Genomic DNA, 16,096 nt, shown 5'->3' on the forward strand with positions numbered 1-16,096 from the left:
AAGTGACGGGCAAAACGTGGTGGAACACGGTCTGCGTCCGCGACGCGCCGAGGCCGAGCGCTGCCTGGCGAAGCGAAGGCGGCACGGCGCGCAGCGCCGCACGCGTCGCGATGATCACGGTGGGCAGCGTCATCAGGCTGAGAACGAGACCGCCGGCCAGCGGCGCCGACAACGGCAGGTGGAAGTAATTGATGAAGACCGCGGCACCCAGCAAACCGAACACGATGGACGGCACGGCAGCGAGGTTGTTGATGTTGACCTCGATCAGGTCGGTCAACTTGTTCTTCGGTGCAAACTCTTCGAGATAGATCGCGCTGGCCACACCAACCGGAACCGCCAGCACGATGACGATGATCATCATGTAGAGCGAACCGATAAAGGCGCCGAGCAGGCCGGCTTCGGCCGGGGCATTGCGGGAATCGGTATTGGTGAACAGCACGGATGCAAACGCCATGCGGATGCGGCCGTCTTCATAGAAGCGATCGGCCAAGGTGCGCGCGGCTTCCGGAAGCTGCTGTCGGTCGCTGGCGATCGAGCGATCGATGTCGCCCTTCAGCCAGACATCCACATTGGCCGAGGCAAGCAGCTCGACGGGCACGGTCTTGCCGAGCAGATCCGGGTTCTCGACGAACATGTTGCGCAAACGATAGCGCTCGTTCTGCGAGATCATCGCCTGAATGTCGCGCGGCGTCATCTGAACATCGGGGGCTTCAGCGCGGACGCTGTTTTCCACGATGCGGTTCCAGTTCAACAGCGACACCTTGCGCTGCCAATCCAGGTTCGCACGCTGGAAAGCGGCGGGCGACTGGTCGGGCTGCTGGACTGGCTTGGGCTCGACCTTGATGACCGCCGGATCGAAGGTCACATCGACCTTCACCACCGGCTGCCAGAAAGCCGGCACGCCATCATGCAGGATCGTGCCGAACAGGAAGATCACGAAGCCGATGGCGATTGTGACGGAGGCGATGCCGTAGAAGCGAAAGCGGGTTTCGGCACCACGCCGGCGCTTCAGGCTGGCCTGGATGCGGCTGCGGTTGGGCGAGCTGGCGGCAGCCGATGACTTGGGAGAGGACACAGCGGAAACGGTCATGATCTTACTCGTACTGCTCCCGATATTTGCGCACGACATAGAGCGCGATGACATTGAGGCAGAGCGTCATGGCAAACAGCGTCAGGCCGAGCGCGAAGGCGACGAGGCTCTGCGGGCTGGCGAAGTTGGTGTCGCCGGTCAGCTGGTTGACGATGGACACGGTGACGGTGGACGTCGCCTCGAACGGATTGAAGCGAAGGATCGGCGCGTTGCCGGCGGCCAGAACCACGATCATGGTTTCGCCGAAGGCCTTGGACACGGCCAGAAGAAAGGCGCCGACGATGCCCGGCAGTGCTGCGGGCAGAACCACGCGCCGGATGGTTTCGGACTTTGTGGCGCCCATGCCGAGCGACCCGTCGCGCATGGCGCCCGGCACCTGGTTGATGATGTCGTCCGACAAGGAAGACACGAAGGGGATGATCATGATGCCCATCGCGATGCCCGCCGTCAGGGCTGATGTGGCGCGGATCGGCACGCCGATCATGTCGCCGATCGTCGACAAGGCCGGTCCGAGCGTGACCAGGGCGAAGAAGCCGTAGATGATCGAGGGAATGCCGGCGAGGATCTCAATCATCGGCTTGGCAAAGGCGCGCACTTTGCGCGGCGCATATTCGGCCAGGTAGATCGCCGACATCAGACCGAGCGGAATGGCGACCAGCATGGCGATGGTGGACACCATGATCGTGCCCCACAGCAGCGGCAGCAGGCCGTATTGGCCGTAGTCGCCGCCCGCCGTCGCGGAAAAGCGCGGCGCCCATACCGTGCCGAAGAAGAAGTCCATCGGCGAAATGAAGGAGAAGAAGTGCAGCGCCTCGCGCAAAAGGGAGGCGATGATGCCGACCGTGGTGAGGATCGCGATACCCGAGCATATCGCCAGCAGCACCTTCACCACCGCTTCGAACTCGTTGCGGGCGCGCAGCCGCGGCGCGATGCGGGCGCGCATGACGAGTAGTCCGATGATGCCCAGGCCGGCCGCCACCGCAACAGTGGCCCAGAAGGTCAGCAGGCGAAATTCGTGCAGGGACTGCCCGGCGGCGTTTTCGTAGGGCTGGGCATCGCCAACCACGCCGTAGCCGGTGGAAATCTGCTCGACGCGACGAAGCGCATCGCGCAGTTGCGTGGGATCGCCGTTCACCACCTCGGGCGGCAAAAGCGACAGCGTGTAGGTGCGAACAACGTCGTCGCCGACAAAAAACCAGACAAGCAGAATGGCGAGTGCTGGCACCAGGCACCAGAGCGCCACCATCATACCATGATAGTTCGGGCGCGAATGCATCTTCAGCGTGCTGCTGCCTGCAACGGCGCGGCTACGCGAAAGGCCGATCTTATAGGATGCGGCCAGGAGAAGGAGAAGCAGAGCGGCAACGACCAGGCTGTTCACGAACCCACTCCAGAAAAGACGTCAAAACAAGTCGGCTATGCGCGACCAGGCTTTAAGGCAAAGACAATGCTGGCAGCTGCGCGCGTGGCAAGACACTGAAAAAGGCGGAGCGCTGATGCGCCCCGCCCTTCTCAATCAGTTTACTTCGCTGCGACGGTCTTGCCGTCTTCGAAAGCCTTCAAGGCTTCGGCGCGCTTGTCGTCCGGCATCGGGATGAGGCCAGCGCCTTCCAGCGTGCCGCCCGAGCCGGTCACGGCGTCGGACAGGAAGAACTCGGTATATTCCTTGATGCCCGGGATCGTGCCGATGTGCTCGCCCTTGACGTAGAAGTAGAGCGGACGCGACACCGGATACTTGCCCGAAGCAACGGTCTCGAGCGAAGGCGTGACGCCGGAAACGTCGGCAACCTTCAGCGTGTCGCGGTTCTGTTCGTAGAAGGAAAGGCCGAACACGCCGACGGTGGACGGATTGGCCTGCAAGCGAGCCAGCGTCTCGGTGTAATCACCGGAAATTTCGACAACCACGTCCTGACGGAAGGTCTCGCAAGCCTTGGTCATGGCTTCCTTGTCCATTTCCGGCAGCTTGGCTTCCTTACAGCCAGCAGCGATCATCTTCTCCTGGAAAACTTCGCGGGTGCCGTGGTTGGAGCCCGGGATCGCGACGTTGATTTCCTGGTCCGGAAGCGATGCGTCGATCTCTTTCCAGTTCTTGTAGGGGTTGGCGACCATCTTGCCGTCAACCGGAACCTGCGCGGCGATCGCCTTGTAGACGTGGACCGGCTGCAGCTTGAAATCGCCCTGGTTGCTGCTGGTGGCGAACACGATGCCGTCGAAGCCGAACTGGACTTCCTGGATCTTCTCAACGCCCTTGGACTTGCAGGCCTCGATCTCTTCCTTCTTGATCGGACGCGATGCGTTGGCAATGTCGATGGTGTTTTCGCCCACACCTTCACAGAACTGCTTCAGACCGCCACCGGTGCCGCCGGAGCCGACGACAGGTGCCTTGAAGTCAGGGAAAGCGTTGCCGAATTCTTCGGCAACGATCGAAGCAAAAGGCAGCACGGTCGAGGAACCGGCGATCTGGATGGTGTCGCGGGACTGAGCCGAGGCTGGGCCTGCGAGGAGGATCGCCGCAACGGCGGTCGAAAGCAAAAGCTTGTTCATGGAGCCTACTCCGTTCCGGATAAAGTCAAATTCGGATGCACCGTGGGGCGTCTTGCCCGCGGGCTGCGAGGGGAGGCTTAGGGGGTCTGTGTAACAGTTACATGACAGTTTTATATCGGCTTAATGATGTGTGAAGATCATCCGCCGGCCCGATACAACAGCGGCGTCTAATTCTTAGCAAGCAGAGTCTAGGACTCATCGCCGAACAGCAAAAAGCCGGCGCGAGGCCGGCTTCTGCTTGGATCGGTCAAGTCTCAGAGATCAGCGGCGCGAGGAAAACAGCGCGATCAGCAGGCCGATAATGGTGAAGCCGACAACGGCGGTTGCGACCGGGTTGTCCTTGGCCGTGGCTTCCACGAAACGAGCCTTGGAATACAGCTCCTTGCGCGCGCCCTTGGTGTTGGTGAGGAAGCTGTCGATCAGATCCGCGATGGTTTCGGACGCATCGTCATAAACCTGCGACGACTGCTTCTTCACCTGCTTGCGCAGCACTGCCACTTCCTTCTGCAGCGAAGCAAGCTGATCGCTCACGTCGCCTCCAAGATCGTCGCGGAATTTCGAGAAAGACGGCATGGATCGGTCCTCAAATCAATGAATGGAAGTTCTGGAAACGGATAGGCCAAAGCTTTGTTCCCCAACCGAAGTGGCAGGACACAAACAGAAATGCCGTCGCGCTGCCGCAACAAACCGTCACCAGAATGGTTCTAGGTTCGATCAACATGTCTCGGGAAGGAGACCACCATGGCCGACCAAGATAATCGCCGAAACGATGCGTTGAACGAAGATCGCTTGCCTGGCGACGAGAATCGTCTCCCCGGTGCCGACACCGCAGGGACCGAAGATGGTGCCGTACTTGCGGACGACGATCTTCTGGGTGACGACGAGATCGACACGGAAGATGCGGAGCTCGCCGAAGCCGATCTGTTCGACGACGACGAAGACCTCGTCTCGCTTGACGAAATCGAAGACGATGAGGCCGAGGACGTAACCGGCCAGGATGACGACAATCCTTATCAGGAGTCCGATGAAGCCCTGCCAGACGACGATGAAGAGCGTTCGATCGCCCGCGACAACTCGCGGGAAGGCTCGCGCTTCGGCGAAGTCTGATCGCCTCGATCACGGGTAGTGAAAAAGCGTCCGGCTTCATCAGCCGGGCGCTTTTTATGTCAGGAGATTGTCGGGCAGACCGGTTCGACACTTACAGATGATGGTGACCCCGCCGCTGGATGACGCTAAGACGTAAGTTCCTTCGGAGCTGGATGAACGCCCACCGATGACGACGACTGACTGGGTGGACGACCCCATTCTGCAAAATGGCGGCGAATGCGGCGCGTTGATGCGCGGCTTTGACTGGACCCGATCCCCTCTCGGTGTTCCAGCCAGCTGGTCGTCGCAATTGCGCACGACAGTCGGTCTGGCGCTGGGCTCGGTTCAACCCATGCTGATCGTGTGGGGACCAGAACAGACCACACTTTATAATGACGGCTATGCTGCGATGTGCGGCAACCGCCATCCCGACGCGCTCGGCCAGCCCCTTCGCGACTTGTGGTTCGATATCTGGGAAGACGTCGAACCGATCCTCGCGCGGGCTTACCAAGGTATCGGCACGCAGATGGACGACATCCAGTTCACCATGCACCGTAACGGCTATCCCGAAGAAACGCATTTCGCCTTTTCCTATACGCCGGTGCGTGGCGATGACGGTACGGTGCTCGGCATGTTCTGCGCTTGTGCAGAAACAACGGGGGCAGTGATTGCGCGGCGCCAGCATCATCGTGAAAGCGACTTGTTGCGGCAGGTCTTTGAACAGGCACCGGGCAGTGTCGCCGTTCTTCGCAGCCCCGAGCACGTGTTCGAAATGGCCAACGCGTCTTATGAGCATCTGGTCGGGCGCAAGGATCTGGTTGGCCGTTCCGTGCGCCAAGCACTCCCTGAGATCGCCGAACAAGGCTTCATCGATCTGCTCGATGCGGTGTATCGCACCGGCGAAACCTATGTCGGCACCAACATGCCGATCACCTTGAAGCGTTTGTTGGACGGAAAGCCGGAAGAGCGCGTTGTTGATTTCGTTTACCAAGCACTCTGGGATCCAGCTGGAAAAGTGGACGGCATCTTCGTCCAGGCTCTCGATGTCACCGATCGGGTGCAGTCCGAACGCCAGCAGGAGGTTCTGAACCAGGAACTGGCGCATCGCATGAAAAACCAGCTGGCCATGGTTCAGGCGATCGTTTCGCAGACGATGCGCTCGGCCGTGGACCTGCCCGGCGCGCGCAAGAGCATCAGCGACCGCATCCAGGTTCTGGGACGCGCGCATGACATGATCCAGGTTGGCGTAGGCGGGCGCACGGGCGTCACACAGATCGCCGATGCGGTCGTCAATCTGCATAGCGACAAACGCAACAAGCAGTTTACGATCCAAGGGCCGGCCATTGCACTCGGCTCCAAGCAGGCCCTGTCCTTGTCGCTGATCCTGCACGAGCTTGCCACCAACGCCTTCAAGCACGGCGCGCTTTCGGTGGAAGATGGCCATATCGATCTCAGCTGGAATGCGGAAATGCGCGACGATGTCGAGCACTTCGTTCTCGACTGGATCGAGCGCGACGGCCCGCTTGTTTCGGAGCCGACCACCACCGGTTCCGGCAGCCGCCTCATCAAGGCCGGTCTGGCCGGCGCGATCCGTTGCAGCAGCGACTCGGTTTACGCGCCCGACGGCTTCCGCTTCCGCTTGTCGGCCGACCTGTCTTCCCTGCGCGACTAGCCTGGTTCAAGCAGCAGCAGCGGGATGCAGCTGCCGCAGTTCCTGCGCCACCAGATCCTGCAACCGCCAGAGATTGCGGTCGTGGATGCCGAAGGCTTCCAGGTGGGCGACGGTGTTGTAGAGATATTCCGCACAGGACCCCGCATGGCCGCAGGCGCGGGCGAGGATCACGGCGACGTCGGCCAGCGGCAGCTTGCGTGCCGTGTTTTCCCCAGTCGGTCCTGCCCAAAACGCCAGAACGCGCATCTTGCCTTTGTCTGTGTCTACCGTGATCCAGCGGATCATGTGAGCGTGTTGGTGGTAGCGCAATTCCCGCCACAACATGCGCCGGATCTGGCTCACGCGGTCGTCTTCGGCGATGCGATAGATCACGCCATCGCAGCGCCCGCCGCGCTCCAGCGCCATCATCAAGCCCGGCTGTTCCGGCGTGCCGCGCCATCCCCGCATGATCAAACAAAAGGAGCGATGCCAGCCATAGGCGCTCGCCCGCATGTGGCCGGTGGCATCGAAGTCCGGCTTCCAGATCAGCGAGCCGTAAGCAAAGACCCACAACGGATCATCGCCGCATTCCGCATCGTAGCGACGAGCCATCGCATCGAGCTCATCATCGGACAAGAGCGTCATGCCGGGCTCGGGAGCAAGCTCCGGCTCGGGACGAACGCTCAAGGCAACAAGCTCGGGGGTCAGCGTCATGTGGCGGGTCATGGTGAAACAAGCTAGGCGCTGAGCCCCAGCCTGTCATCAGCGACGCAGCGTCAACCGGGTCATTCCCCCCTGTTATGGCTGTCATGGATGAGATGCAGCCGCTTCAAGCGCGCGAAAAGGGGCAGAGGCGCCTTGCGTGTGGACTTTGGACGGTTATCCGCCAGGCTACCCCCTCTTGGTGTCAGCAGACCTCCCTTTTTGCGCATCGTCTGCCCTACGAAAAAGAAGGTTGGCTTCCTAAATGAGCGGCGTTCGAGGGGAGCTCCGCATTCATGTCGTCCACAAATGAGCAGTCGGCCTGGTCGGTTACCGAAGCCTACATCCTGCTGCGCCGTACCTCGTCACGCCCGCTTTCCACCAAGGCCGCCGTTGCACATCTGCGCGAAACCGTGTCGGACTGCGAACACACGGATGAAGAACTGGTTCAGCTGATCGCCATCAGCGCGGTGCGCCATCGCTGCCCCCTGGCTTTCGACGGCCCGTTCAAGCCCAGCCAGGCAGCCTTAGAGCAGACCATCCTGAAAGCCAGCTAAGCTTTTTCTTAAGCGAAGGATGGCGCTTCCTAGAAGCAGGAAGAGGCAAGTCAAGCCTCTGATTCCGTTACAGATTTGTAATGCAGTCATTCACACCTCGTTCATCAGCACGGGCTCAAAAAGCATGCGTTGAGTTCAAGGAGTTTCTCATGTCAAAGATTTTCAAGCGTCTCGTTCTGTCTACCGCGGCCGTTGCCATGCTCGCTGTTCCCGTCGCTCAGGCGCAGAGCCGTCACCAGGATACACGCCAGGGTCACCATTACAGCCAGAAGAAGCATCAGGAGGCCAAGCGCCACAGCTGGAAGCGCGGCGAGCGTGTATCCGATTGGCGCAAGCGCGCGGCCATCCGCGACTATAAACGCCACGGTCTGCGCGCTCCGGGTCGCGGCCAGCATTGGGTCAAGGTCGACAATGACTACCTGCTGATCACCCTGGCGACGGGTGTCGTGGCCGGCATCGCTGCTGCACGGTAATCGACCAACTCTTACACCGGCCGCTCCATCGCGGCCGGTGCAACTCTGCGATGACTGGGCGCAGCTGGACGATCCATCCTTCCCCGTCTGCCCCTGCAATGGGCTGGGAATGATGCCATAGTGTGGGCCGTTCGATTCCTCGAAAGCCCGCCTCTCATGCAAATGCTCCTCCGCAAGATCCTTCTCGACCCGTTCTTGATCATGCTTCTGGGAGCGATGCTCCTGGCAGCCCTGCTGCCCGCGCGCGGCGATGCAGCCGATTTGCTCGACTGGGTCGTGACTGCGGCGATTGCGCTGCTGTTCTTTCTGTATGGCGCCAAGCTGTCGCCTTCAGCCGTTGCGTCCGGCTTGCTGCATTGGCGGCTGCAATCGCTCGTCTTCATCTGCACCTACGGCATTTTTCCCGTTCTCGGGCTGATCGCCTCGCATGTCTTGCGCGGCCATCTGCCGGATGATCTGGTGCTCGGCATCCTGTTTTTGTGCCTGCTGCCGTCGACCGTGCAGTCCTCCATCGCCTTCACCTCGATCGCCAGAGGCAATGTCGCAGCCGCCATCACCAGCGCCAGCCTGTCCAACCTCGCCGGCGTCTTCGTGACACCGCTTCTGGTCGGCCTGATCATCGGCAGCCAGGGTGGCGAAAGCTTCGATTTGAGTTCGGTCGGCGACATTGCCCTCCAGATCCTACTACCCTTCGCAATCGGCCAACTGTGCCGCCCGCTCATCGGCAAGTTCCTGCAGCGCCATGCCCGCATGACGCAGTTCACCGATCGCGGCGCGATCCTGCTGGTGGTTTATGCTGCCTTCAGCGAAGGTATGGTGGTGGGCGTGTGGTCGCATGTGGACGGCACCGACCTCATCTGGATCCTGGCCACCGCCTGCTTTCTGCTCGCTTTGATCCTGGCGATCACGGCCCTGCTGGGGAAACTGCTCGGCTTCAGCCGCGAAGACCAGATCACCATCCTGTTCTGCGGCTCGAAGAAAAGCCTGGCCACCGGCGTGCCCATGGCCGGCATCCTGTTTGCCGGACAGTCCGTATCCCTGGTCGTGCTGCCGCTGATGATCTTCCACCAGATCCAGCTCTTCGTCTGCGCCCTTCTGGCACAGCGCTATGCAGCCCAAGCGGACGCCGAAGCAAACGCCGTGAACACGGTGGCGCAAGCCTTGGAAACCAAGGCTTGATCGGATTGAATAGGGAGAAGAGGTGGTACGCCCAAGGGGAATCGAACCCCTGTTTGCGCCGTGAGAGGGCGCCGTCCTTTTACCACCCACTTGGTCCCTACCAACAGTTACCAAGTTTTTTTTGGTGGGAATGCCGGTGATCCTCGGCACAAGCGGCTAGCGTGCGGGGGCGGCGCGCCCTCAACAGCGCTGTAGCCGTCCCCGCATGCGGATCGACTAGGGAGGTATTCAAGAACATCCAGACATGTGTCGCTTCATCAGCGTTTAGTTACAGAAGCCTGCTAAGAGGACGGGGAGGCCGCCAGCCTGGAGAATTAGTCGCGGCGGAACACCAACGCGGCCCTTCAAGGCTTGCAGCAGCATTCACGAAATCACCATTGTTAAACCGTGTTTGAGCAGCCGTGTCAGTCTCAGACGAGCTGTAATTTTCTGGCTCCTGTCTAACCATTACTATTCACGGTCTTACTGGGCTTACGTCTCCGAATTGTGGGTTGGTCCAGTATGTCCTGGCTAAGGCTTATGCCCGGGTTTAGGCTGTCTGCACCGGAAAAGAATTGAATACCCTCCGCTTCCAAAGCGGCCTGTACTCGCTCCCGGGTTTCCTCTGACACAATCTGAAGCGTTTCGATCCGCACCAGTGTCCGCTTGCTGACCCCAGCCTTCTCGGCCAGGGCAACATGTTCGATGCCAAGTGCTGCGCGAGCCGCTCGTAGCAGTTGGTAGGGAGCTTTCATGGGGCTGCTCTTACCCGCGCGACTTGATGGTTGCCAGTGTCATTGCCAACATCAGCCGGCTTAGCCGATCAAGAAAGTGCATGGGGCGTCTAGACGCCCGCACTGCAGGCGCCGTATGGCTGTGGCAGATCCGATCAAGGATTCAATTTGACCTCGCTCCTTACTCCTGCGGAGACTCGCCATGGTGACGTTCAAGCTGCTCAGCCAAGAACACAATGAACGCTTCAGCTATGAGCTAGCTAAGCTGTCGATGCTGGTTGCGGACATAAAAGCGGTTCAGCGAGGTGTTCATCCGAGCCACCTCTGTGAAGAGACGGTTCCAGTTCTTGACAGATGGATCCTTACGCAAAGGGGAACCCCTTGCTTGGCTGGGTTGTCGTCAGGTCACCCGACGCTGCTCGGAGACACCAGGCCCATCACCACCTCAGACCTTTGGCTTCTGTCTGAAGACCAGACCTGGGCCCGCACGTTCTCTCGCTGGTATCAGCTCGGCCGACCCGTTGGTCACAACCGCAGCCACTCGTGAGCGCGGAATGACCGAAGAGTTTTCCGCAAGCAATCAGAAGTTCGAGCGCCGCAAAAAGCTGGCGGCCGCCAGCCAACGGCTGCCAACCAAGGGGGAGCTACTGCGGGGAATGGTGTTTTTTCGGGAAAGCCTTTCCGAGGATATCGGCGAATTCGCCGATCGTCTGGGGCGTCGGCTCAGGAAGCACCTTGCGCCGGACCTTGCACCCTCAATCGCTTGCCTGCCCGATGTCACGATCCCTACATCCAGCGGACTGCGATCTATCGCACGTTTCGTGGCTTATGACGGCGAACGAGATAGCGCCGACACTTGGCGTTCTGCGGGACAGGTGCAGGGTCCTCCGCTTTCCGGAGCCTGGACTGCAACATCTTCCCGCTCTTGCAGTCCCCATAATGGAACGGCTCTACGCCGACCTCGGTCACGATCCGCTGGGTGACGCCAATTGAAGCATTCGAACTGGAAGCGGTCGCTTCAGCTTGGGGCGGGGGCTCCATCCGCCGGCTGCAGCGCATCATCGAACAGCTCATCGAGTTCCGCGAAGGTGAGCGATCCGAGCACTGATGCGGTCGATCAACCCGCCTGCGCCGCTTTGATTGAGGACGCTGCCATCAATCGGATCGTAGCCGCCAAAATACCCGAGCAAGCATTCAACCTGAGAACGGAAGCGCCCATGCCATCATCTGCAGCCTACCTCTGCAATACCAACGGGAACGCCCTTCAAGGTTTCCTTCACTGCAAGCTCACCCAGGCTGCTGAGTTGGCATCTAGTGATAACAGCGTTCCAGGCCGCATTGTTGACAACGATAAGCCGGGGCGCACCAGATTGAGGCCGAGTAAGCATCTCATCTTCCGGATGGCGATCCATGAGGCCAGCCACGCGGTGATCAGGCTTTACCTGGGACTCGGCAACATCACGAAGATCACGATCGAGGCTCCCGAAGGAGCATACGTCGCCTGGGAAGATGGCGTCTTGCAAGAACAGACCGAGGAGTTCTTTACGGCCGTATTGGTCGCAACGCTTGCCGGGCGTGCCGGAGAGCAGGAGATCATCGGCACGGTAGGGGCAAGCGGCGGCGGCGACGGACAGACAAGCGACCAAGCTGTCGCGACGCAGATCGCGTTCGACATGGAAGCCACCATGGGATTCGGGCAGAAATGGCCGCTGCTTTACAGGGCCACACCCAATCCGCAGCACTTGCTGGCTATCGACCTCGATCTAGCAGAGAGCGTTCACGCCCGTCTCGAGGCCGCTTACAAGGCAGCGCGAAAGATGGTCGCCAAGCAGCGCAGGGCGATTGAGCACCTTGCCGAGTCCTTGCTTCTCCACGGCACGCTTGAAGGTCCGGGACTGGATCGCGTGCTCGCGGACACAAAGCATTTTACTAAGGAATGAAGTTGTGGATCCTTTCCAACCTGCACCTTGAGTATGCGCCCCTAAGGTCACCCCTTGAGCCCCCCGATGCAGATGTTTGCATCGTCGCAGGGGACCTCTGCCGCGGCATCGACCACGGCGTGCGCTGGCTGGCCGAGCACATCGCGCCGTCCATGCCTTGCGTCTATGTCGCCGGAAACCACGAGTTCTACAGGGGCTCCATCAAGGAAGGCCTGGAGGCCGTGCGTGCGGCAGCCAAGGATTCCCCAGGCGTCCATTTTCTCGAAAACGATGAGGTGACTATTGGTGGCACAAGGTTCACCGGCACCACCTTATGGACGGACTTCCGTATCGAAGGACCGCATGAACCAGCCATGGACCATGCGCGTGCAAGGATGAATGACTACCGAAAGATCGCTTGGCAGAAGAGAACCTGGCAGCGATACCTTCCTGTTCATGCCTACAGGCTCTATCAGGATTCGAGGCAAACATTTCACGTGAACTCGGCACGAATCCTGTTCCGACAGTGGTCGTCACGCGTCACTTGCCGCATCCCTGCTCAGTTCTGGAGCGCTTCAAGGGCGACCTGACAAGTGCCGCCTATGCTTCGGATTTATCCGGTTTCATCAAACAATGCTCACCATCGCTCTGGATACACGGTCAAATGCACGACAGTTGCGACTACAAGGCCGGCGACACACGCATCGTCTCGAACCCGAGAGGATACGGCGACGAGAACTCAGTGTTTGATACAAAGCTGGTTGACCGGCAGTCATCTCATCTTCGAAAGTGATGCCGATGTCGCGGCTGCTGCACGCGTATTCGGTTCGAATGACTTCGAGCCGTCATCACATCCCTGCCGCACCATCGCGAAGTGTCCGCCTTTCGACTTTTCCAAGTACCTGCAGGTTGCGAAGCACCTTGGTCTGATTTGAATGGAAGTTCATTGGCAACTTGCCTCCAAACCTTCCTCTATGGGACAGCCATCCGGCTAGCGATGCGCCGGCCGGCTCCCTCCCGCTTCACCCTGAGCGGGGAAGAGGCCAACCGGCACAACTTCTACGAGGTTAGGCTTTTCGAGCACGGCAGTGATGCTGGCTTTCTGGTGCTACGAATGACGCCAGGCGGGGCATGGGTTCTGCCGTTCAACGAGGCGCGGGAGCGGCTGGAGGAACGGGAGCTTCTTACGGCTGAATTCCCGAAATACCGGCTCTGGATCGCGCACTACTACCGGAAGTACCGCATCACCAGCGAGACGCCAGGCATCTTCATCCTGAAATGGCTGACAGGTTACCCGATCTACGCGCGCAGCAAGGAAGACCTGACACAGGCGCTTTACAATCTCCGGCCGTTGAGCCGCAAAGAGCGCTACGAACTATTGCGCCACATCATCCAGCAGACCGAGAAGAAGAAGGCTTACAAAACGAGCAGCTTCCGGCTGATGAACGAGTCCAACTTCATGAGGTCGATGCTGCACCCGCAGGCCATCGAAACCATGTCCCACTACGACATGGTGCTGCCATAACAAGGACTTGGAGAAAGTGGACGGCGACTACAAGCTGGCACCGCAGGCTCTCGCCACTTTACATCAGTATGATCTTGAAGAGAGAAGGTTCTCGGAAGGATCGAAGCAGCAGCGGCGGATTGTCCTGCTTACCGCGGCGATCCTGTTCACCGGCTTTGTCCAGGCCGCTGCAACGTACTGGTCGAACCGTGGAGGCATACGCGCGCCTCTATCCCGCTTGGGCGATTGGCTGCAGACCCTTTTCTAAGCGAAACTTTGGGAGTGTTCTGGCGTATTGATCTCGACTAAGGAACAAGCACAGGCGACGCGACTGGAACGGCCGGCGACAGGCCAGGGTAAGCGGATACTCGCGAAGCATAGTGGGCCTGAACATCCTCGAAAGCCTTCAACAGCGGCTCGAAGCCCGAGAAATCAATGGTTGACCTGTTATCTCTGACGACCTTAGTGGCGAACGTGTTCTTGGAGTAGGTGCCTGGCTTGTCCTTGTCTGAATCCTTATCGAACGTCTTTCCATCATGAACGTAACCTAGAGTCGCAGCATCAAAGAGGTCTTCAATCGCGGTCTCCACGCCTGGTTTTTTTGGAACCGGAACGATGTAGAGGTTGTCGAAGACGTGGTAGTAAGGGTCTTCGCCAGCCACCTTCGTGCCAAGGATTTTGCTGAGTTCCGTCCAGATCTGGGTGGTCCCCTTGTCAACATCCAAGACCATCATGACAGGGTGCAGCGCTCCGTTCTGGAAGCCGGCCATGCGGCTCTGGTATTCAAGCATCAGCGTCTTCAGCTGAGTTGCCCCGCCCCCCAGGTTTTGAAGTACGGCAGAAGCCTTGCCGTACTTGAAGAAGCGGACCCTTAACTTTAGCTTCCCATCGACATCCTCGATCAGGCCCGGGAAGCTAGCTGCCTTCATTTGCAAAGCAGTCTTGATGTAGATGTTGTCGGTTTTACCCTCGCAGATAATAGTCGGCTGAGACAGTCCATAGAATGACCTGTAGTCAAGAAATCGCGAGTACAGTTTGTAGTAATTCGGCTGCTCCCTACGTTGCAGCCGCTTGTGTCCGATTTCAAGACCTCGGATATGAAATAGGTGAGCAAGTTTGCCCCGAACCCGCTCGTCTGAAATGGGCACCTGTACCCCTTCTTCCTTGATGAACGCGCTCCCATCCTTGAACAGGTGAAGACACATAGAGCGCACAAGCTTGTAGTACTCTGACGGCACGTTGAGTTTATTATTGACAACGAGGCCTGTTACATTCTGGCGAGAATTTGAATATTGTAGCCGCGTCTTCAGCTCATTCACCTTGAACCCGGACCGGGCGATGCGACCTGCCAGTTCGTCGCCTGCAACCCACTTGTCCGTGCTTCCGCGAACAAGCCTCGCTATCCTCGCTGGAAATTCCTGCTCGTTTGTCGAGAACGTCAGATCGTCTGCGTAACGGGTGTAAGTGCAGCGCTCTTTATCCGCAAGCTTGGTAAGGTGCCGGTCGAGGATGCTGGCAATGAAGTTCGATATTACCGGCGAACAAGGGCTTCCCTGGGGTAGCTCATTTCGATGGCATGCAATTTGCGCCAGAACAGTTGCCACCTCAGGCCGTAGCGCAAAGTCGCGGTTCTTGCAGAAGAAGCCGTAAACGCGGCCAAAGTTGATGGACGGGAAGAAATCTTTTAAGTCGGCGTTAAAGACGAACCGGCGGTTCCGGTGGACTGCGGCATTGGTAACAATGGAAAGCTGCTTCTTGAAGCCGTGGGCAACTATACACTCCTCTCGGGTGCGCGCTCCCTCTAAGTCCCTCTCTATGGCCAAAAGAGTGTCTGCCAGCTGCTTCTGGATGTAAGCCAGACGAGGCTCAGGCGCGGTTATCCTGCGAAACCCACCACCCTTCTTCGGCACCTTAAAGACACGGTATTTCGCAGCGTCCGGAAGCTTGTAAAGAGCGTATGCGAGGACGGATGGCTTCACTTTGAGCACCGCAGCTACATCGGACAAACCCGAGGCGGTTTTCAGTTGCCAGAGTTCGGGGGTCAGCTTGCTCAAGGGAATCGGCTTGCGGATACTCGTATGCAGGTGAGCGTATGGACCATTTGATCCAATTCGCAGAGGAAGGTAGAAATCTCCCGGGCTTTCCCGGCAGCATTGGTTTCAAGTGTCGCGAACCACGACACCAAAATCTATCCGCAAGCCGAACAGTACTAAGATACGATTCGCTTAGCCTAGGTCAACATCAGGAAGCGACTTCTACTTGCTGTCGGCTTTCGAGCATAGACGACCTCCTTTTTCAAGCCGAGCATTCCGAGCCCATTTACTCGCCCGCCAATATGCTTCGGCCCGAACAGGGTCAATAGCGTGGTGGGCAACGGTATGGCCATCGGCAACTCGGGTGATGACTAGATCTGCGACGGCTTGCACGAACGTGCTGACCGGCAAAGCCAGTACAGACCGCATCATAGTGACCGAGTGTAGGCGTGCGCCTACGAACGGTCGCTCGGCAGCACGAGCGTTGCCACCCGATCGATGCTGACAGGAAAGAAAGGTCGTCGTTCCGCCCGTTCCAATCTCCCAATGCCTGCTCCAGCTCGTCGACGACCCGCCATAGAACGAGCTTTCGATCTAACGATGACTTCGGGGCCAATATGTCCGATCATCTCCGTCTCCTAAAGC

General features: G+C 59.1%; 17 protein-coding genes. 11 read left to right on the forward strand and 6 right to left on the reverse strand.

The genetic code is table 11. The features are described from left to right. From RTX98_RS08505 to RTX98_RS08520, 4 genes are all read right to left on the reverse strand, one after another. A partial coding sequence (locus RTX98_RS08505; protein WP_312795954.1) for a PstA family ABC transporter permease occupies positions 1-1,090 on the reverse strand: 1,090 nt, incomplete at its 3' end. A gap of 4 nt (positions 1,091-1,094) precedes the next feature. Further along, entirely contained in the window at positions 1,095-2,471 is a 1,377-nt protein-coding gene (gene pstC, locus RTX98_RS08510) for a phosphate ABC transporter permease subunit PstC (RefSeq protein WP_312795955.1), read from the reverse strand. 140 nt (positions 2,472-2,611) lie between these two features. Beyond that, positions 2,612-3,634, reverse strand: a complete 1,023-nt coding sequence (locus RTX98_RS08515; RefSeq protein ID WP_312795956.1) for a PstS family phosphate ABC transporter substrate-binding protein — start codon at positions 3,632-3,634, stop codon at positions 2,612-2,614. Positions 3,635-3,895: 261 nt separating this feature from the next. Continuing rightward, entirely contained in the window at positions 3,896-4,207 is a 312-nt protein-coding gene (locus RTX98_RS08520; protein WP_312795957.1) for a hypothetical protein, read from the reverse strand. 168 nt (positions 4,208-4,375) lie between these two features. On the opposite strand from RTX98_RS08520, the gene RTX98_RS08525 reads away from it, so the two are divergent. Both RTX98_RS08525 and RTX98_RS08530 read left to right on the forward strand, forming a co-directional pair. Continuing rightward, the gene (locus RTX98_RS08525; RefSeq protein ID WP_312795958.1) at positions 4,376-4,741 is read left to right on the forward strand and encodes a hypothetical protein; all 366 of its coding nucleotides are present in this window, start codon (positions 4,376-4,378) and stop codon (positions 4,739-4,741) included. 166 nt (positions 4,742-4,907) lie between these two features. Further along, on the forward strand, positions 4,908-6,392 hold the full coding sequence (locus RTX98_RS08530) for a sensor histidine kinase (protein WP_312795959.1): 1,485 nt from the start codon (positions 4,908-4,910) through the stop codon (positions 6,390-6,392). A gap of 6 nt (positions 6,393-6,398) precedes the next feature. On the opposite strand, the gene RTX98_RS08535 is transcribed toward RTX98_RS08530, so the two are convergent. Further along, positions 6,399-7,085, reverse strand: a complete 687-nt coding sequence (locus RTX98_RS08535) for a gamma-glutamylcyclotransferase (protein WP_312795961.1) — start codon at positions 7,083-7,085, stop codon at positions 6,399-6,401. A 284-nt stretch (positions 7,086-7,369) separates the two neighbouring features. Here RTX98_RS08535 and RTX98_RS08540 point away from each other — a divergent pair, with 284 nt between their 5' ends. From RTX98_RS08540 to RTX98_RS08580, 9 genes are all read left to right on the forward strand, one after another. Then, on the forward strand, positions 7,370-7,630 hold the full coding sequence (locus tag RTX98_RS08540) for a hypothetical protein (RefSeq protein WP_312795962.1): 261 nt from the start codon (positions 7,370-7,372) through the stop codon (positions 7,628-7,630). A 149-nt stretch (positions 7,631-7,779) separates the two neighbouring features. Beyond that, a complete protein-coding gene (locus RTX98_RS08545; RefSeq protein ID WP_312795963.1) occupies positions 7,780-8,103 on the forward strand; it encodes an RcnB family protein in 324 nt (107 codons plus the stop codon). 156 nt (positions 8,104-8,259) lie between these two features. Then, positions 8,260-9,282, forward strand: coding sequence for a bile acid:sodium symporter family protein (locus tag RTX98_RS08550; RefSeq protein ID WP_312795964.1), 1,023 nt, complete (start codon positions 8,260-8,262; stop codon positions 9,280-9,282). A 915-nt stretch (positions 9,283-10,197) separates the two neighbouring features. Next, positions 10,198-10,542 (forward strand): DUF6634 family protein, encoded by a 345-nt coding sequence (locus tag RTX98_RS08555; RefSeq protein WP_312795965.1) that lies wholly within the window; start codon positions 10,198-10,200, stop codon positions 10,540-10,542. Between the two features lie 432 nt (positions 10,543-10,974). Next, positions 10,975-11,103 (forward strand): hypothetical protein, encoded by a 129-nt coding sequence (locus RTX98_RS08560; protein WP_312795966.1) that lies wholly within the window; start codon positions 10,975-10,977, stop codon positions 11,101-11,103. Then, positions 11,084-11,935, forward strand: coding sequence for a hypothetical protein (locus RTX98_RS08565; protein WP_312795967.1), 852 nt, complete (start codon positions 11,084-11,086; stop codon positions 11,933-11,935). Before RTX98_RS08560 ends, RTX98_RS08565 begins: the two co-directional genes overlap by 20 nt. Before the next feature lie 2 nt (positions 11,936-11,937). Next, positions 11,938-12,504, forward strand: a complete 567-nt coding sequence (locus RTX98_RS08570) for a metallophosphoesterase (protein ID WP_312795968.1) — start codon at positions 11,938-11,940, stop codon at positions 12,502-12,504. Between the two features lie 356 nt (positions 12,505-12,860). Further along, complete coding sequence (locus RTX98_RS08575; RefSeq protein WP_312795969.1) at positions 12,861-13,439, forward strand: hypothetical protein; 579 nt, start codon at positions 12,861-12,863, stop codon at positions 13,437-13,439. Positions 13,440-13,455: 16 nt separating this feature from the next. Then, positions 13,456-13,686 (forward strand): hypothetical protein, encoded by a 231-nt coding sequence (locus RTX98_RS08580; RefSeq protein ID WP_312795970.1) that lies wholly within the window; start codon positions 13,456-13,458, stop codon positions 13,684-13,686. A gap of 37 nt (positions 13,687-13,723) precedes the next feature. Here RTX98_RS08580 and RTX98_RS08585 read toward each other — a convergent pair whose 3' ends face one another. Next, positions 13,724-15,472, reverse strand: a complete 1,749-nt coding sequence (locus tag RTX98_RS08585; protein ID WP_312795971.1) for a retron Ec67 family RNA-directed DNA polymerase/endonuclease — start codon at positions 15,470-15,472, stop codon at positions 13,724-13,726. Positions 15,473-16,096 lie beyond the last annotated feature (624 nt).

The organism is Tianweitania sp. (genome assembly GCF_032053605.1).
Lineage (GTDB): Bacteria > Pseudomonadota > Alphaproteobacteria > Rhizobiales > Rhizobiaceae > Tianweitania.